The following is an 18,844-nucleotide window of genomic DNA, read 5'->3' as shown; positions in this document are numbered from 1 at the left end:
CTAGCCAGTCTGAAAGGTATAACAGATGTCTGCGCCACGCTTTTTGCCACGTGCTCTTCTCAAACGCCAACAAATCGCTTTCCTGGCGCTTTTTTCGGCTCTCAAATCCATCGGGTTAATTCTTGTAGCCTATGCGCTAGCTACATGGATTGCACAGATGTCGGTGGGTCAAGAATACTCACCGACGTTACTGTGGATGGCCTTGGGCGGGGCAGCGCTTCGTACGGTCGGGGTCTGGGCACTGAATGCTGGGGCTCGACGTGTAGGAGCCGGCGCTAAAGAAAAGATGCGTTCTAATCTTGTCGCCACCGTGGCGGCCCGTCCCGGAATCGTTGGACATCCGAGCCATGACCAGACGGTGGCGCAGACTGCCACACTTGCCAGCCACGGTGTGGAAAAGCTCGACGACTACTTCACCAAATTCATCCCAGCGCTCATTGGCGCCGCGCTAATCCCGTTGCTCTTAGGCATATATATTCTGAGCATTGACTGGCTCAGCGCGCTGATCTTGCTGTTGACGATTCCCCTGATACCGATATTCATGGCGCTCATTGGGATGCACACACAAGACACCATTGCACAGTCCCAAAACAAACTTGATGCGCTGGCTAATCAGCTCTTCGAACTTGCCCAAGGGCTACCCGCGTTGTTAGGACTAGGCCGAGCACAATCGCAGGGGCACGCCATCAGGCAGGTCAGCGAACGCTACCGGGTGGCGACCATGGCCAACCTGAAAACAGTATTCATGTCCAGCTTCTGGCTCGAGTTGATTTCTACGTTGTCCGTCGCAGTACTCGCGGTAGTAATCGGCGTGCGACTGGTCGGCGGGAATATGGATTTGGCCGCCGGACTGACTATCTTGATTCTTGCTCCGGAACTGTTCGTTGCGCTTCGCGAGGTGGGTTCGGCCTACCATGCGGCAGACGATGGGTTAGCAGCCTTTGCCCGGTACGAAAAACAGATCCAAGCGACACCCAAAAAGCAGCTACAAAAAGCAGTCTGCACGGCCCCCGCTGGGCATGTCCTAGAAATTGAAAACCTGAGCCTGCAATATCAGCACACAAACTATATTTATCAGGATTTCAATCTCACCTTGCAGGCCGGTGAACGAAAGATTCTGAGCAATGCCAGTGGTACCGGAAAAACGAGCCTACTGAAACTTATTGCCGAAACCCACACCAGTAACAATGAATTTGCCAGCGAGCTGGTTAGCGGCACAATTCACGTCTGCGCAGAACTCGCAATGATCAGTCAGCATCCCCGGTTCAATGAGGCGACCGGTGCCGCGCAACTCGCACAAGATGTTCCTCAGGCCTCCACCTCGTTCGTACAATCCATGGCGACTGAACTAAACCTCCTTGAGATGTTGCCACGGTCCATCGGGGAGTACTCGCCCGGTGAGCTACGCAGGTTAGAAGTTCTGCGTGCGCTAGTACGGGTACACAGCGTTCCCGAATGTAATCTCTTACTGGCAGATGAACCCACCGCTCATCTAGACGAAGACAATGCCGACAGTGTGCGGCGGCTGCTTACCGAAGTACCAGCGCGGTGCGCAATACTCATTGCCAGCCATGATCCGCTAATCGACCACAGCATTCCGCGGCAGAGCGTGCACGACGTTAGCTCCACAGCGGACATCACTAGCCAGCAATTCGCCGCTCCGACCGACGATGATTTGCAAGCTGCCGCACTCAATCCGCGTGATTGGAACCCACGCCGCGAGGTTGTTGGACGCTACACTTCGGCCCGCAAGGCCCTTTGCTACGGGGTGCTGGCCATACTCTGCGCGGTGGCGCTCGCCGGATTGAGCGGATGGTTGATCGTCGAGTCCAGCTACCAGCCTGCCATCTTGCATCTGACCGTTGCCTTCGTGATGGTTCGAACTCTAGGTATCGGCCGAGCGGTCTTTAGATACCTGGAACAACTGGCCATCCACGACGCAGTACTCAGCTACGCCGGAGCTCTGCGTGAAAAATTGTGGAATGCCATGGTCGCTAACCCCACGCAATGGGGAGTGATGAGCCGGTCCTCACTGGTTCTGCGCTACCTGCTGGCCGAAGTTGACGAGCTACGAGACGGCATCGCCCGGGTACTCTTTCCACCCCTGCAGGCAACGTTGGTCTGGGTTACCGCCACCGTGGTGCTGTATCTCATTCAGACAGAATTCGGATACCTCGCCCTGACCGCAGGGCTACTATTGCTTTTCCCCGTCCGGTGGCTGGTGAAAACCGTGGAGGGACGCCACCTGGCTATGCAACTGCAGCATCGCTTACAGGTGAACCAACTGGTTCTCTCGATCTTGCGACATAAAGAAGCCCTACGCGCCTTCGAAGCGTTGGACAGGCTGCTACACAAGCTCACCGGAGCCGAGCAACACAACACCGAACGAATTCGACGCCACGCCTATGGGCAGGGCACCGCGCCGGCCCTAGCAACATTGATAACCGTCCTGCTGTCGGTAGTCCTAGTTCTAGTCTCAGACGTAAGCGCTTCGTACACGGCCCTGGCGGTCTTATTGGCTCTCTCCTTAGGCGAGCCGGCGTCCAACGCCCTGAACGCGGTTCAACAAGGTCGGGCGCTGAACGAGCTGACCGGGCAACTCGCCCGTAGGGGGATCGACCAACCCGAACAACTTACCGAAGCCGCCAACAACGACGAGCCAAATTTCACCGTCCACGGGTATCGGCTCAAGGATTTAGCACTAGGCTACGTACCGGGTGTCGCGGTGCTCTCCGGTCTGGATGCCGAGATTCGGCCCGGTCAATGGACCGCACTGACCGGATCCTCGGGGTCGGGAAAATCAACACTCATGACAGCATTGCTTGGCGCGCTACCTGCCAGCGCCGGAACGCTGGAGGCAATTGACGAGCACGGGAACTACCGGCCAATGCGACAAGGTTCCATTGGCTCGGTTGCCTGGTGTCCACAAGAGGCGCACCTCTTTGACTCGACACTGCGTCGAAACCTCAACCTTGCGGTGCCCACCGACCTGGCAGCCTCTGATGAACAGCTCATCGAAGTGTTGCACCAGGTAGGGCTTGGTCGCTGGTATGCCGATGAACCCGATGGATTAGATACCCGCATCGGTAGCGGGGGACACCGGCTTTCCGGAGGACAACGCTGCAAACTGGCGGTGGCTCGCGCTCTAATTGGGGGACACCACACGATCCTGCTCGATGAACCCACCGCACACCTCGGCGTGGATGAAAGCACAGAGCTAATCCACACGCTCCGTGCAGCGCTCGCCGGTCGGACGGTCGTACTGATCACCCATGACACGAGACTTGCACAAATGTGTGAGGGTTCGATCAACTTGACCGAACCCTCACACCAGCTGACTAACTTATTGCCAAGGAGTTAGAGCAGTACACCGCCGTCAGAGAACGGCAACGTGTCCTCACCGGGATGCAGCTCAGGCTTTGCGCGCGGCTTAGTCACTGGTGCGACGCTAGGGCTAGGTGGGGTTGGTTCCTCGGGCGGGCCTTGGGCCGCAGCGCCGGCGACTGGTGATTGGCCAACAAGGGTGCCACCAAGAATGTTGATCGTTTGCGCCAACGGGGCACCGGTCCCGTCTCGCTTGGCGAACTCGGTGGGCAAGGCACGAACCACCCCGGCGGTTGAGCTTGCGCGGGCTGGACCATGGCCGGCGTAACCCAATACCAAGTAGTCCTCGCCCTTGGCGAAGCGGTGTGCCCTGACGCCTGCGGTAGCACGCCCCTTGGCCGGGAACTCGCTAAAGAGACTGATCTTCACCGACTGGCCAGAAGTGCCGGGTAAGGTTTGTGAGCCGGCCGCGATGGTGGCCACCACGGCGTCATCATTTGCCTCGCCCACCACACCGAAGTGAATGACCTGATCCTCTGCGGAGAGTTTGATGCCCGCCATACCCGACGCGGTGCGTCCCTGCGGGCGAACTGCACTGGCAGCAAAACGTAGAAGTTGTGCCTGCCGGGTGACAAAAACCAGCTCATCATTGTCACCGGCTGGTGCTGCAGCAACGACCGAATCGCCCTCCTTCAACGTGATGACCTCAAATTCATCGCGGTTCAGCGGATAATCCGGAGTAACTCGCTTGACCACACCGTTCTTAGTGCCCAAGGCGAAGACTTGATTCAATGGCAGCAACGCCACCACTCGTTCACGCTTTTCGAGTTTGAGGAACTCATCAACCGGCACACCATTTGCCAGCTGCGGGAATCCATGAGTTTCGGGCAGCACGGGGACATCGATCAAGGAGATTCGAATCATTCGCCCATGAGTCGTCAACGCACCAATTTCACCGCGTGCGGTGGAAGGCACTTGTGATGAAAGTACGTCATGTTTGATTCGGGCGGAGGCAAAGTCAAGGGGTGCTCGGTCATGGGTGCGGGCGATTTGCCCGGTAGCCGAGAGCAAAACGAAGCAAGGAGAATCTGAGACTTCCAAAGCGAGCTTCGCTGTTTTCCCGGTGCCTACCGCCTCTGGAAGGGCGGTGCCCTTCAATGGTTCCAAGGCGGAGGACTTGTTCAGCTTGGTACGTCGTGGAGTGCCGAAGGTCTCTGCTATCTGGCCGAGTTCCTCGGAGACAAGCGCTCGCAGGATCTTGTCGTCGCCCAGAATTTTACGTAATTCTTCGATTTCGGCGCGTAGCTGTTCGGCTTCGGCCTCTAGCTCGATGCGTGAGTATTTAGTTAGTTGACGCAGACGCAGTTCAAGGATGTGGCTTGCTTGGGGCTCGCTTAGATCAAAGACTGTCATCAGTCGTTCACGGGCTTCGGCGGTCTGCTCTGAGGAGCGGATAATCGCGATCACGTCATCAATATCGACAATCGCAACCAGCAAACCTTCAACCAGGTGCAAACGATCTTCGCGTTTAGCCAGGCGGTGCGCGGTACGTCGGCGCACCACGTCGATGCGGTGATCTACATATACGCTCAACAATTCGCGCAGACCCAAGGTGCGTGGCTGCCCCTCAACCAACGTCACATTGTTGATGCCGAAGGAGTCTTCCAGTGGCGTGTATTTGTACAAAGCCGCCAACACGGCGTTCGGATTAAAACCGTTCTTCAACTCAATAACGAGTTTTAGTCCGTGATGACGATCGGTGAGGTCAACGACGTCGGAGACGCCGACAATTTTCTTGTTGTTAACGCCGTCTTTGATCTTTTCAATGACCTTCTCCGGGCCCACCGTGTACGGCAGTTCGGTGAAGACCAATGCTGACTTGCGTGCGGAAATCTGTTCCAAGGCAACGGTGGCACGGGTACGGAACGCGCCACGGCCGGTACGGTAGGCATCCTTCACCCCGTCGAGCCCCACGATCGTTCCGCCGGAGGGCAGATCCGGGCCTGGAACGATTTTCATGAGTTCTTCGACCGTAGCATCCGGATTTTCGATCAAATGCTGAGTTGCCGCAATCACTTCACCCAGATTATGCGGTGCCATATTTGTGGCCATGCCCACCGCGATACCGGTAGTGCCGTTGACCAAAAGGTTCGGGAATGCGGCGGGAAGCACCTCGGGCTGCATGAACTGATTGTCATAGTTCGGGACGAAGTTCACCACGTCTTCGTCGAGGTTGGCGGTCATGGCTACCGCGGAAGCAGCCAGTCGGGCCTCGGTATAACGTGCCGCTGCCGGGCCATCATCAAGGGAGCCGAAATTTCCGTGGCCGTCAATCAGTGGCAAACGCAGTGAAAAGTCTTGGGACAGTCGGACCATGGCATCATAGATCGCAGTGTCGCCGTGTGGGTGTAGTTTACCCATCACTTCACCGACCACGCGAGCGGATTTTACATGGCCTTTTTCTGGGCGCAAACCCATTTGAGACATTTGGAAAAGTATCCGTCGTTGCACCGGCTTCAAACCATCTCGGGCATCAGGGAGCGCGCGTGAGTAGATCACCGAGTAGGCGTACTCCAAGAAGGAGGATTCCATTTCGCTGGTGACATCAATATCGACGATGTTCTCGACGAAATCCTCTGGGATCTCAGGGGTTTTTTTGCGAGCCATTACTCTGTCTACGCCCTTCATCTGCTGCTTCACGGCCTAAAATGTTCTACTTTCGTGTTGCGTCTGGGCGCAAACACGAAAGCGCGACTATTCTAAGCTTATGGTGGATCGTAAACTTTCAGCGGCATATCCAGCCCACTGGGAAGCAGATGTTGTTCTTCGCGATGGCACGACCGCGCATCTAAGGCCAATTACGCCCAAAGATGCTCAAGCCTTGCAAGAAATGCATAAACAGCAATCTGAAACTTCGGTTTACCTACGCTATTTTACGTACAAGTCATCGCTGACTCCTAAAGAACTCGACCGCTTCACCAATGTAGATCATCACAACAGGGTGGCGTTTACCGTGGTTCGCGGTTCAAAAATCATCGGGGTTGGCCGTTATGACCGTTTGGATGATCCCACCGAAGCCGAAGTGGCGTTTAACGTTTCTGACGAATATCAAGGCACTGGTATTGGATCCATCCTGCTCGAACACCTTGCGGCAGCAGGGCGTGAAAACGGCATAGAGAAATTTACAGCTGAGATTTTGCCGGAAAATCGAAAGATGCTCACTGTTTTCTCAGATGCAGGTTACGCCGTGGCACGGCACTTTGAAGATGGCGTAATCATGCTTGAATTCCCCATCAACCCCACCGATAAATCTCGTGAAGTGACCGAAGCCCGCGAACACCGTGCCGAAGCAAGTAGTGTGGCAGCGATTCTGGCACCCACTGCGGTCGCTGTCATTGGTGCTAGCCGGTCTTGGGGGAGTATTGGGCACGATGTGCTTGATCGACTGGTCGAAGGCCGTTTCTCTGGAACCGTCTATGCGGTAAATGAGCAGGCCTTCGAAGTGGGCGGCTTGACCAGCTACGGAAAAATTACCGAGGTGCCCGGCCCGGTAGATCTGGCTATTATTTGTGTGCCTCGCGAACGTGTACTGGAAACCATTACGGAGTGCGGCGCCCACGGAGTTAAAAGCCTGATTATTATGACTGCCGGCTACGAATCGGTGGAGGGACTCCTGGCGCAACGCGAACTTGTGGCTCTGGCCCGCGCCAATGGCATGCGTGTGGTCGGTCCTGCCTCATTGGGCGTGCTGAACACAGACCCGGCTATCCGGCTCAACGCCTCGCTGGCTAGGGAATTACCAATTGCTGGCAAGGTTGGCCTGTTTAGCCAGTCGGCTGCCATGGGCATCGTCCTGCAAGGCGCGGCAATGCAACGAGGGGTGGGCCAGAGCAGCGCCATCTCGGCCGGCCTACGCGCAGATGTATCTGGCAATGATGCGATGCAGTATTTTGAAGATGACGAACGAACCGCGGTACTCGCCATGCATCTTGAGTCTTTCGGTAATCCACGAAAATTCTCGCGCATTGCTCGCCGTCTGGCACGCAGCAAGCCCGTGATCGTGGCGAAATCAGATCTACTCGGGCGCCGACTTCCACCGGGGCATTCGGTACGTTTAGGCGAAGCTCCGCCTGAGGCGTTGAACGCGATGCTCCGCCAATCCGGGGTAATTCGAGTCAGATCTATCGAAGAGTTGATGGACGTCGCTTCGTTGCTCTCCGTTTTCCCTGCTCCGGCCGGACCGCAAGTTGCGGTGCTCTCCAACTCTTTGACGTTAGCTGAAGTCGTTTGTGATGTCAGCGAAGGACGGAATTTGTTCGCTACCGCGCAACGAGAAGAGCTTGATTATTCGCAGGGGCAATCGCGCTCCACGGCGATACTACGAGCCCGGGTCAGGGATCTGATTCAGGACCCGCAGATGCACGCCGTGGTGGTGGCCCATTTGCCGGATCTGGGCATGGACGTCAAGTCGGTCATTAAAGTGCTCTCCGAATTTAGCGGACAAGACAAACCAGTTATTGCATTGATGACTGGACTGACCGATGCGAAGTTCCGCGAGGGGGTACATCATTCAATTCCCGTGTTTACCTCGCCGACCGAAACGATTGGTGCTCTGGCTAAGGCCTACGGTTACAGCCAGTGGATGAACATCCCTTACGAACCCTTACCTGAATTTTCGGACGTTGATGCGTCCGCCGCCCACGAATACTTGGAAGAGTTAGTCAACGGCATTTCTGGGACCGAACTTCAAGAACTTACTCATAAACAGTCAGCCAAACTCCTCGGGTTTTATGGCATCAAGGTTTTTGACTCGAAGGTAGTCAACAGCGCGCAAGAGGCTGTGGCTGCGGCAAATCGACTTGGCTGGCCAGTGGCGCTCAAAGCTAATGACCCGGATCTGCGCCAGCGCCTAGACCTTGGAGGGGTGCGTCTAAATATTCCTGACGCGCAGAGTTTAGAAGCTAACTTCGAACATATGAGCACGTTGATGGCCGAATACAACGTTCACTCCCTCGAAGTGCAAACTATGGCACCGGCAGGACAAGCGTGCGTGATCAAGGCGGTCGAAGATCCGCTCCTTGGACCGGTGATTTCCTTTGGCCTGAGTGGAGATCCCGTCAATCTGCTTAATGACTGGTCTCATGCCGTGGCGCCGCTGACCATCGAAGATCTTGATACCTTAATCCGCCGGCCGCGTAGCAGTGTGCGCCTTTTCGGATATCAGGGCTTACCTGCAGTGGATCTGACGTCGTTGAAAGACTTCATTGCACGTGTCTCGCTACTCAAAGATCACCATCCCTCGATCACCATTATGAACTTCACTCCGGTGAGTGTGGCCCAGGAATCATTGAGTGTGTTGGGTGTCAGCATAAAAATAGGTGATGCCGAACAGCGCACCGATAGTGTCAGGCGAGCGCTGCGAAGTTGAGCTGAGGGCTGGCTTGGATGATTTGGTCGGTAGTACTCGGTAGAATTGGGTTATGAACTCACCAACGTATTCCACTACCGCTGGTGCTGAATTGCAGCACGATCTGGTCAGGGCAGGTTTTTACCCGCAGATGGTGCAGGATGTCTTAGCTGAAGCGATGATGTCCCAACCGGTACTTGACCACTATGTTCATCTTGAGACACACTTTGATCACAACGAAGTGCATCGCCATATTACGGTGATGGTGCTCAGTGAAAAAGTTCTTTACATCATCCACGTTGATGATCAGCAACTTGATGATCACGGTAAAGACGTCATGGCTCAGGTTTCGACCGAAATGATCGCATTGCACCGAATTGCGTCAGTGGCTACCAACTATGTGTATCACCAGCCACAGCACTACCGCACCGGTGATGAAGTGCGAGAATTGACGTTTGGAATGTCTTGGAATGGCACTCGTCGCATTGATTTGGAACCTGCCTCTTGTGCAGATCCGCAATGTGACGCGGACCATGGACTGAGCGGAACCGCGCAGCCAGAGGACCTGGTAATTCGCGTGAGCGCTGAAGCCGACGGACAACGTGCAGTAAATAAAGCGCGTGAGTTCGCGGTCCGTCTTCGCCACGAAACTATCTGACTAGCTATGAGCCAAGAAATCAGCAATCCGACGTTGCCGACGCCGCCGCAAGCCCTGCCGGTTGCTCCGGATTACGGGCAGTCAACGTTATCGGAGATTCTTCCGTCGGCTGCCACGGCACTCGGCGTTCCCGGGTATCTGAACCCGTTAGGGCTACAAACCACTAAACGGGTTGCCTTGATCATGGTTGATGGCTTGGGCTGGAATCAATTCAAATCTCATATCGCCCATGCGCCATTTTTACGTTCGCTCTTTGAACGGGCACAAAAATTAGGTACTGGTTTTCCTTCGACGACTGCGACAAGTTTGAGTAGCTTGGCGATCGGCGTGACGCCGGGGGAGCATGGCATGCTTGGCTACGATGTCGTCGATCCTGAGCGCCGCCGCGTGGTCAACCAGTTGGGTGGGTGGCCTGCAGATCTGAGCCCCGATGGTTGGCAAACCCTTCCCACGATCTTTGAGGCAACGCGTGACCACGGAATTCATGTGGCCTCTGTATCCTTACCATTGTTCGAAAAGTCGGCATTAACTCGTGCCTCTTTGCGTGGACCAAAATTTGTCGCCGCCAGGCAGACCAGTGCGCGGGCCAGAGCCACCCACGAGATTTTTGCCAAGAATCGTAATGCTCTGGTGTACACGTACTTCAACGAGCTGGACAAGGCTGGCCATAAGTTTGGCGTGGACTCTAGCCAGTGGCGAGATTCCCTCGAAGAAATCGACTACGTCATTAAAACGTTAGTTTCCCGTTTGCCTGAGGAAACCACGGTACTCATCACCGGCGACCACGGAATGGTGGATGTTCCCAGTTCGCAGCGCATTGACTATAGCCTGGAACCGGAACTTATAGATGGTGTAGAACTGACCAGTGGTGAACCACGTGGTGTGCAGCTGAGCTTTGCAGCTGAGACTAGCGCGACCCAGCGCCAGCACGTGCGTGAGGCGTGGCAGCGTGCGTACGGCGCTAAAGCTTGGGTGCTCAGTCGTGAGGAAGCGATTGATCTAGGCTACTTCGGTAAAATTTCAGAAGAACACGCAGCACGCTTGGGTGACCTGATGATTCTGGCTGCCGAGCCAATTGCATTTTATGATGGCCGCAGAGTCTCTCCCACAGCTTTTGAGATGGTCGGCCAACATGGTTCGTTGACAGCAGGGGAACGATTTGTGCCGTTATTTACGCTCCGCACTAAATAATTTACTTGCGTGCTAATGCGCACACATTAAACGTGAGAGGCACCGTGCAAAGAATATTTGCACGGTGCCTCTCACTTTTCGCGGATCCGACTATTTAAGAATCGGTGTCCTTTTTACGCTTTCCAAACATAATGTCATCCCAGCTGGGAACAGAAGACCGCTTTGGTTTGCGCGGAGCGTTCTCCTCCGCTGAAGCGCCATCGTCATGGGTGGCATCTTCAGAATCTTCCTTATCGGTGACTATTACCAGCTGTGAGGTCCTTGAAGACACACCCTGAGATAGATGAGGGAATGAATCTTCCTCATCATTGTCATACTTACTCATGCTGCGTTCAATGATTTCGTTCAACCGGTCATCCTTTGCGGGATCCCCGGGAGCTCGCTGACCGCGACGTGCGTTGAGTAGGCTGACAAGTTCCTCGGAGTCGTTGTTCTCCGCGGCCGGAGCCGGGGCTGAGGGAGCCTCAGCTTGTCCTACGGCTGCGATCGGTCGAAAGTACTCAGGTGCCTGCTGCTCGCTCAAGGTTTGCGCCCAGCGGTTCAGGTTCTTCAAAGATTTACGCGAGGGAGTGAAAGCCCACTTTGCGATATTTTCTTTGTCCTCGTTCGAACCGTTGTCCAATGACTCAACATTTTCAGAGTGTAACGGTGAGTCAAACTGGACCGTGACAATCCACTGCCCTTCTGGATCTTTCCAAGAATTCCAGCGAGCGTGCTCGGCATCAATGTTCAACTGGTGCAGACGATGCACCACCATTGTTCCAAGATCCGCTGGCTCTTCACCGAAGACCTCTCGGTATTCGGCGTCGGTTTGTGGTCCTGAGACCTCAACGCGACGAGCTAACTCTGCGATATGCTCGCGTTCTGCGAGAACGGGGCCCTCATACTTGATGATTTGCTCTACCGGAACATCCCACTCAAGTGAAAGATCATAGGCAGACGCACCGGCACGTACACGCGCCTGAATCTCACGTGGCGAATGAACCGAAGCCTCATCTCGGTTCCGTGGCGCCCGCGAGCGGGCGATTTCGGCCATTGCACTGCGCAGCGCATCGTCGACAGGAAGTTCAAAACTCATCCCATCGTCGCTGCTGACCTGCAGGCTGGAACCATTTTCATGAATTCCTACCAGTCTCAGCTGACGCATTACTACCCTCCACACGGTCTATTTCCTGAGTAAAACTCTGCCACTGATGGGCTCAATTTCCTACCACCGCCCCGGGTGTGGCGCAAGATTCGTCTCAAGTTCATATCACTTTGGGCCTCTCGTGTCACCGGAGGGAATGTTGTGCCCTGTTAAACGTTATACTTTTAGGCCGGTACCGTTGTTTGCCAACAGGCTTCCGGTAGCGAGCATTTCGCCAGAAGAAAAGAGTTAAAAACGATTATGGTCAACAAAAACGTTGCTTCACGCGAGACCAGTCAAGACCGGTCCCGTGCCGAGCAGTTGGCCGCGGCAAAAAAATTAGGCACCGCTGCAAGCGCGAACCTGATCGATGAGAATGAAGCAGAACTTGCCGAAGCCTTCATCCTGCCAGGTGGAGAAGCCGGTCAGGATGAAGCCAATGTTGACATCGTTCCGGAGCAAGCCGACGAATTCACTTGTGCCTCATGCTTCATGGTGCGTCACCGTTCCCAGCTGGCGCGTGAAGAGCAGGGGCAAAAATATTGCACCGAGTGCGAAGGATAACTTCGCAAGACTCGATGCAATATGTGTGCCATAAGAACGTCTGAATTACTTAGACGCTAGTCTTCTCTTGGTTTTTCCGCCGGTGCTTCACCCTGTTCTTCAGCGTGGTGAGATGCAGACTCTCGCTGGCCTTCTTCGGTGTATTCATACATCACACCGTTGAGGGCCGCGGTCAGCTCTTCTGGACGACGTGTAGAGGTAATCCAGTATGGTGTCTCATCGCGTGGATCAGTCACCTCGATGCAAACCACCGCATCCAGCCATCCGCGCAGGTTCATAAAGGCTAGACCGTGGAGCTTCTGGCCACGCTGTTTGAATGCCTCTTCGCCGCGGTAGCCGACCGCTTCGCCAACAAATTTACGCTCGATGGTCGCGCGACCTACGGTGAGGTTTTCTGCGGTGACTTCCAAGGTGGGAACCTTGAGCAAGAAGATGACCACGATGGCGACTAGGACAATCAGTCCGGTGGCGATACCCCACGGGACACTGATCGGTGCGATAGCAACACCCGCGGTGATGGCGATCAATAAAGGCCAAATCCATGTGCCGGCCGATGGCCATAGCTTTTCACGGAATAAAACATTTGAAGCCTCTGGGCTGGGAGTACTCATACCCTCCAGTTTAGGCACTATTTCGCTGGCTATGAACCGCCGAGAAATCTGACGGACACGTTGAACTGCTCGCGATAGAGTTGGGCAGGTAGAAAATGACCACACAATCTCCTCGGGGGAATAAGCAAAACCTATGAACGAGCCCACGATTTCAGTAAAGATCAAGATGCTGGACCCAGACTTGCCGGTGCCAAGCTACGCGCACCCCTCTGACGCCGGAGCTGACCTGCATGCTCGCGAATCGGCAGTGCTCCAACCAGGTGAGCGGGCCTTGATCCGCACCGGTCTGGCGATCGCACTTCCGCACGGTTACGTGGGTCTAGTTCATCCACGAAGTGGCTTGGCGGCCAAACATGGAATTACAGTGGTCAATGCACCGGGTACCGTAGATGCAGGTTACCGAGGCGAGATTATGGTCACACTATTAAATACGGATAACACCAACGCATTTGAAGTGAAGCGCGGGGATCGAATCGCGCAGCTCGTCATCCAGAAAGTAGAACTTGCCCAATTCGAGCAAGTCCAGACACTGGATGACACCGCTCGCGGAACCGGCGGCTTTGGATCAACCGGCGGATTTACCGCGAACTAAGTACTCTTGAGGTATAGAGCGCAAAATTTAAGGACATCATGATTTTCAAGCGTAAGAAGTCGGAAGCAACGCCGGTCGAAGAGCCAACCGCTGCACCAAGCTCCTCGGAGCCTGAGACTAGTGCCGGGCCCTTCGACATAAGTGACGTGCCGGATACCGACAGCTACCTCGATTTCGGTTCAATTCTAGTTAAGCCGATTCCAGGTATGAAGGTACGCATGGATATCGAGCAGGCGAATCAGCGAGTTGTTGCTGTCTCACTTGAAATCGCCGAATCACGCGTTCAGCTGATGGCCTTTGCCTCGTCAAAGTCGGAGTCACTGTGGCCCGGGATCCGCGAGAAAATCACCGGCGATATTCGCGAACAGAATGGAGAAATTTTCTCCCGCGAAGGCGAACATGGTGAAGAACTGCTAGCTAAGGTTCCACAGCAGCTTCCAGATGGCCGGGCCGGACACGTAGCCTTGCGCTTCGTCGGTGTTGATGGTCCGCGCTGGTTCCTGCGCGCCGTGGTTGGCGGGGCCGCCATCGGGGACGAGACAGCCACCGAGGTCATCGATGACCTTCTGCGCAGCGTCGTGGTCAATCGTGGCGACAAGCCTCTGCCTCCGGCCGAGCTTCTACCGTTGAACGTGCCAAGTAACGCCAATACGCGTGTCGAAACTCCTTCGCCGGAAATCACCCGCCCGGAACGTGGCCCCGAAATAACTCAGATCGGCTAAGGACATGTCCTGCGAGCCTGCACCCTTATCGGCGCAGCTTGATGGCAGAGAATCAAGGCCAGCTCATCGGCATCTTGACTCGTTGTCCGAGCTGCCCGACAAGGGCCGAATCGAGCACATCGGGTATATCCAATCGGTCAGCTACTCGGCGCCGAATACTCCACCACGGCTGACGGCCGTGGTGGTTGATCAGTTAGCTGCAGCTACTGGGCGACAGCGCACCGTAGCGCACGTGAAATTGCTCTTCATGGGTCAAAAACAGGTACCTGGAATCAAGCCCGGAGTGAAAATCAAATATGCGGGCATGGTGGCCCCAGTCGATCAGGTCCCCAGTATTTTTAATCCCCGGTATCTGATCGTTCCGGTAAGCCACGGGTAGTAGTGACGTCCAAAATAGTCGGGCAGCAGGTCTTGACGACCAACCGAGGCAGAAGTGAGAACAATGAATAACGAAGAACAGCCAAGTGAGCCACAAGCTCCCAAGGAGAACTCGCTAGCTTCCAGCCTCGGCCAGAACGCAAAGCTATCGCAGAACGCGGACGGCGGGATCGATGTCATCGCCAGCGTTGGTGGCATGCGCGGAATTCTTGAGACGGTAATTCCGGGCTTCGTGTTTGTGATGGTCTATGCGTTGAGCCGCGAATTGTCGTGGGCGCTGGTCGCGTCGATCGGGCTTGGCGTGATCTTTATGATCGTGCGGCTGATTAATAAGTCGACACTGGTGCAGGCGGCCAGTGGGCTGATAGGCATCCTGATCTGTGCCTTTGCTGCCCGGTCCAGTGGTGAAGCCAAAGATTATTATGTTCCAGGCTTCTTCATCGGTGCCGGATACCTGATGGCCCTTGTCATCTCGATTCTCATCAAATGGCCGTTGGCCGGAGTGCTGTTCGGTTTCATTCGCAACGAAGGAACCGAATGGCGACAGCAACCGGGCAGGTTACGCCGCTATGCGATCGCCACCTGGATCATCATCGCGGTCTTTATCGCGCGATTGGCAGTCCAACTGCCGATGTACTTTGCCGACAACGTGGTGGCCTTGGGCCTGGCTCGCGCACTGATGGGTGTGCCGCTGTACGCTGCCGGACTGTGGTTCGCTTGGCTGGTCTCTCGCCCGGCCATGGAGAAGTCCTAGCGCTTTATCCCGCGCAACGTAGTACGCAAGGACGCTTCGGCTTCGGGTGTGGTGATGAAGAAGATTTCATCCCCGCCCTCGATGACATCATCATCGCTGGGTGGGAAGGGTGCCTTGTCTCGCACAATCGCCACAATCGTGGTGTCGTGTGGCCAGGTCACGCGGCCTAAGGTGCGCCCGATCAACTCGGAGTCATGCGGTACGGTGAACTCCGCCATATGAACCTCGCCGCTTTTGAGCGTCAGTAGCCGAACCAGGTCGCCCACCTCGACGGCTTCTTCGACCAGTGCAGTCATCAATCGCGGGGTGCTGACGGCGACATCGACACCCCAAGCATCATCAAACATCCACTCATTTTTTGGGTGGTTCACTCGTCCCACGGTACGGCGGACACCAAATTCACTTTTCGCCAACAGTGAGACGACCAAATTGACCTTGTCATCACCCGTGGCAGAGACAACTACATCAAATTCTTCGAGCTTGGCGCGTTGTAATACCGCCAGTTCGCAGGCATCCCCAATGAGCCACTGGACATTGTCCAAATCTGCGCGTTCAGCCATTTCGGCTTTCTGATCAACGATCAGTACCTGATGAGAATTCAAAACCAGCTCGCGGGCAATCGAGCTGCCCACCGACCCGGCACCGGCAATCATAACTTTCACGTGGATTAGCTCTCTAGTCTTAGTCGCTGACGGCGACCGGTGCGTTGGCAAGGATTTTTTCGACGTCTTTACTTTGGTCCAGATTCATCATCACGTGCACCAAATCGCCGCCCTGCAGCCGGGTGCGGCTTTGCGGAATGGTCCCTTCGCCGAAGCGAGTCAGGTAAGCCACACGGACCCCGGCAGCTTCCTCGACTTCTTTGACTAGGTGGCCATACCAGTCGCGATGCAAGGCGACCTCGGTCAGCATCAGTCGTCCCGATGGTTCGCGGTAATCTCCGCGCATCGAGTAGTCCGGCAGGATGCGACGCAATACTTGGTCGGTGCTCCAACGCACCGCAGCGACCGTGGGAATTCCCAGTCTTTGATAAATTTCTGCACGTCCGGGATCGTAGATACGTGCCACAACGTGGGGTACGTGGTAACTTTCACGGGCCACGCGGGTGGCTAGAATGTTGGAATTATCACCGCTGGAAACCGCTGCAAAGGCATAAGCTTCCTCAATTTTGGCTTCAACTAGGGTGTCTCGGTCAAAGCCGAGGCCAATAACCTTGCTGCCGGAAAACTCTTGTCCTAGACGGCGAAAAGCCTCGGGGTCTTGATCGATGACGGCCACCGAATGCCCGGCTCCGTCTAGCGTATGAGCCAGCGCAACGCCTACGCGTCCGCATCCCATGATCACAAAGTGCGCCACCGCCAACTCCTTGCTTTCGTGCCACCAGTAAAACTTGCTTGTGTTGCTCAATGTACAGCTCCGAAAGCAACAATAGCCTCCGGTGCGAAGCACATCATTGACCCAACGCTACTGTCTAGGCTGTGCCCTGAGATAACGTTATCTCGTGCCTGCTTTATTTGATGGTCTCAAAAGGATCCTCGTGGGCCGACCGTTTAGCACTGAACAGCTTAAACGTAAACCGGTCCCACCTAAGATCGCCTTGCCGATCTTCTCTTCCAGCGCGCTGTCATCCTTGGCATACGCGCCCGACGAAATTTTGTTGACCCTCGCCATGGCCGGAATCGCCGCCACGATGCTTTCACCAGCCGTGGGCGTTGCGGTACTCGTGGTGCTTCTGGTGCTGGTGCTCTCCTACCGCCAGTCGGTAGAGGCCTACCCATCGGGTGGGGGAGACTATGAGATTGTCCGTAAGAACTTGGGCCCACGCTCAGGAACCACCGTGGCTTCGGCGCTCCTGGTCGACTTCGTGTTGACGGTCGCGGTGTCAAGCTCTTCTGCGGCGCAGTACCTGTCGGGCGTTTTCCCGGCCCTAGGGGAGCACCGGGCCGCGGTCGCCTCAGCCATTGTTGCTTTCCTCGTAGTTGCGAACTTGCGGGGACGCGGCCAAGGACGCTGGTCTCTAGCCATTCCGGTGTATCTATTTGTCGGCGGCATGCTGATGATGATCGCCGTAGGTGCCGTGCTGGCCTTCACCGGAAACTTAGGGTTGGCCCCTAGCGCCGAATTTACAATCATCCCGGAACAAGAATTTGCCACCGGTATGCATGGAGTCGTTGGGGCATTACTGATCTTGCGCGCGTTCTCCACCGGGTCGGCGGCGCTGACCGGAATCGAAGTACCGATCTCCAACGTTCACTACCTAAGCAAACCGCGTGCCAAAAATGCGGGACGCATTCTGTTAGCCATGGGACTACTGTCCGGAGTGCTCACCCTAGGCACGTTGATGCTGGCGCGCGCTACAGGCATCAAGGTCGTCGCTGATCCGCAGACCTCGCTGATGCTTAATGGCGAACCCATCTCAGAGGCCTATGTGCAAATACCGGTGCTGGGTCAGCTGGCCCAGGCTGTTTTTGGGAATTTCTTCCTCGGCACCGTGGTGGTCTCGATTCTGACCATCGCGGTGTTGTTGCTCGCCGGGAACCAAGCATTTAACTCTTTCCCAAACCTCGCCAGTCATCTAGCCTCCGATGGCTACCTGCCGCGCCAGCTTCGGACCCGCGGTGATCGCCTAGGATTTTCCAACGGCATTTTATCTCTGGGTCTTGCTGCCATTGTTTTGATCCTGTTGTTCAACGGCGACGTGACGATCCTGGTGCAGCTTTATGTGGTCGGAGTGTTTGTTTCCTTCACGCTGAGCCAGTTGGGCATGCTCAAACACTGGTCGCGGGTGCTAGTGACGGTGACCGACCGGAAGATCCGGGCGGCGAAGCGTCGCAAGCGTCTGTTGAATCTGATCGGCTTGATTTTGTCACTGCTGGTTTTGGTGGTTGTGTTGGCCACCCGTTTTGTTCACGGAGCATGGCTTGCGGTGTTAGGCATCGTAGCGCTGACGTTGATCATGGAATCTTTGCAACGTCATTACCAGCAGGTCGACAGCGAGCTGTCGATTGATGATGAACACTCCGCCACCGCGCTGCCGGCGAGAGTCCACGCATTGGTACTCGTGTCCACGGTACGTAAACCGGTGCTACGCGCCCTGGCTTTCGCACGAGCGTCGCGACCATCAAAATTGGAAGCGATCATCGTAGATATCGAAGCGGAGAAAACCGCGCGTACCTTGGCTACCTGGGATCGACTGCAAATCCCGGTTCCGATCACCGCGCTGGCCTCTCCATACCGCGATATTGCCGGACCCTTAATCGAACATATTCGGTCGATTAGGCGGGAGTCGCCAAGAGATCTCATCGTGGTTTACATTCCCGAATACGTGGTCGGCCACTGGTGGGAGCAACTGGTGCACAACCAGACGGCCCAACGGGTCAAAAACCGACTGCACTACGAACCTGGAGTGCTCATCGCCTCGGTGCCTTGGCGCCTGCTGAGCTCTTCCGACGCACTACTCGGTGCCCCGACCGAGGAATCCTCGGCACACCGAAACACCTCACCTCACGAAGGATGA

The 18,844-nt window shown here is 55.6% G+C and carries 15 protein-coding genes; 10 read left to right on the top strand and 5 right to left on the bottom strand.

Translation table 11 applies throughout. The features are described from left to right. Positions 1-25: 25 nt before the first annotated feature. Positions 26-3,361: a thiol reductant ABC exporter subunit CydC gene (cydC, locus tag ACX5K5_RS10125; protein WP_459174355.1), complete on the top strand. Its 3,336-nt coding sequence runs from the start codon at positions 26-28 to the stop codon at positions 3,359-3,361. Here cydC and ACX5K5_RS10120 read toward each other — a convergent pair. Next, the gene (locus ACX5K5_RS10120) at positions 3,358-5,991 is read right to left on the bottom strand and encodes a DNA gyrase/topoisomerase IV subunit A (RefSeq protein WP_441664895.1); all 2,634 of its coding nucleotides are present in this window, start codon (positions 5,989-5,991) and stop codon (positions 3,358-3,360) included. The genes cydC and ACX5K5_RS10120 overlap by 4 nt on opposite strands. A 100-nt stretch (positions 5,992-6,091) precedes the next feature. Between ACX5K5_RS10120 and ACX5K5_RS10115 the strand changes: the two genes are divergently transcribed. From ACX5K5_RS10115 to ACX5K5_RS10105, 3 genes are read left to right on the top strand one after another with little or no spacing between them, the layout of a single operon-like run. Beyond that, a complete protein-coding gene (locus tag ACX5K5_RS10115; protein WP_459174354.1) occupies positions 6,092-8,752 on the top strand; it encodes a bifunctional acetate--CoA ligase family protein/GNAT family N-acetyltransferase in 2,661 nt (886 codons plus the stop codon). Between the two features lie 52 nt (positions 8,753-8,804). Next, on the top strand, positions 8,805-9,389 hold the full coding sequence (locus ACX5K5_RS10110) for a DUF5998 family protein (protein ID WP_096254273.1): 585 nt from the start codon (positions 8,805-8,807) through the stop codon (positions 9,387-9,389). A 6-nt stretch (positions 9,390-9,395) separates the two neighbouring features. Continuing rightward, positions 9,396-10,580, top strand: coding sequence for an alkaline phosphatase family protein (locus ACX5K5_RS10105; RefSeq protein ID WP_443466050.1), 1,185 nt, complete (start codon positions 9,396-9,398; stop codon positions 10,578-10,580). 94 nt (positions 10,581-10,674) lie between these two features. On the opposite strand, the gene sepH is transcribed toward ACX5K5_RS10105, so the two are convergent. Beyond that, positions 10,675-11,727, bottom strand: coding sequence for a septation protein SepH (gene sepH / locus ACX5K5_RS10100; protein WP_443449435.1), 1,053 nt, complete (start codon positions 11,725-11,727; stop codon positions 10,675-10,677). Positions 11,728-11,967: 240 nt separating this feature from the next. On the opposite strand from sepH, the gene ACX5K5_RS10095 reads away from it, so the two are divergent. Next, a complete protein-coding gene (locus ACX5K5_RS10095; protein ID WP_096254276.1) occupies positions 11,968-12,270 on the top strand; it encodes a DUF4193 family protein in 303 nt (100 codons plus the stop codon). A gap of 56 nt (positions 12,271-12,326) precedes the next feature. Here the strand turns inward: ACX5K5_RS10095 and ACX5K5_RS10090 are convergent, their stop codons facing one another. Continuing rightward, positions 12,327-12,881 carry a DUF3093 domain-containing protein gene (locus tag ACX5K5_RS10090; RefSeq protein WP_096254277.1) on the bottom strand — a complete coding sequence of 185 codons (555 nt, stop codon included), beginning with the start codon at positions 12,879-12,881 and terminating at the stop codon, positions 12,327-12,329. 133 nt (positions 12,882-13,014) lie between these two features. Between ACX5K5_RS10090 and dut the strand changes: the two genes are divergently transcribed. The 4 genes from dut (at position 13,015) to ACX5K5_RS10070 (ending at position 15,327) form a co-directional block, all read left to right on the top strand. Further along, complete coding sequence (gene dut, locus ACX5K5_RS10085) at positions 13,015-13,473, top strand: dUTP diphosphatase (RefSeq protein ID WP_096254278.1); 459 nt, start codon at positions 13,015-13,017, stop codon at positions 13,471-13,473. 38 nt (positions 13,474-13,511) lie between these two features. Continuing rightward, positions 13,512-14,195, top strand: a complete 684-nt coding sequence (locus tag ACX5K5_RS10080) for a DUF3710 domain-containing protein (RefSeq protein WP_096254279.1) — start codon at positions 13,512-13,514, stop codon at positions 14,193-14,195. Between the two features lie 4 nt (positions 14,196-14,199). After that, the gene (locus ACX5K5_RS10075; RefSeq protein WP_188685763.1) at positions 14,200-14,574 is read left to right on the top strand and encodes a hypothetical protein; all 375 of its coding nucleotides are present in this window, start codon (positions 14,200-14,202) and stop codon (positions 14,572-14,574) included. 63 nt (positions 14,575-14,637) lie between these two features. Beyond that, a complete protein-coding gene (locus ACX5K5_RS10070; protein WP_096254281.1) occupies positions 14,638-15,327 on the top strand; it encodes a DUF3159 domain-containing protein in 690 nt (229 codons plus the stop codon). Here ACX5K5_RS10070 and ACX5K5_RS10065 read toward each other — a convergent pair. Further along, positions 15,324-15,989, bottom strand: a complete 666-nt coding sequence (locus tag ACX5K5_RS10065; RefSeq protein ID WP_188685767.1) for a potassium channel family protein — start codon at positions 15,987-15,989, stop codon at positions 15,324-15,326. The genes ACX5K5_RS10070 and ACX5K5_RS10065 overlap by 4 nt on opposite strands. Positions 15,990-16,008: 19 nt before the next feature. Further along, the gene (locus ACX5K5_RS10060) at positions 16,009-16,683 is read right to left on the bottom strand and encodes a potassium channel family protein (RefSeq protein ID WP_096254283.1); all 675 of its coding nucleotides are present in this window, start codon (positions 16,681-16,683) and stop codon (positions 16,009-16,011) included. 145 nt (positions 16,684-16,828) lie between these two features. Here ACX5K5_RS10060 and ACX5K5_RS10055 point away from each other — a divergent pair, with 145 nt between their 5' ends. Beyond that, positions 16,829-18,844, top strand: coding sequence for an amino acid permease (locus tag ACX5K5_RS10055; RefSeq protein ID WP_170947714.1), 2,016 nt, complete (start codon positions 16,829-16,831; stop codon positions 18,842-18,844).

Source organism: Glutamicibacter bergerei, from assembly GCF_054495185.1.
This window is presented reverse-complemented; position numbering and strand designations above follow the sequence as displayed.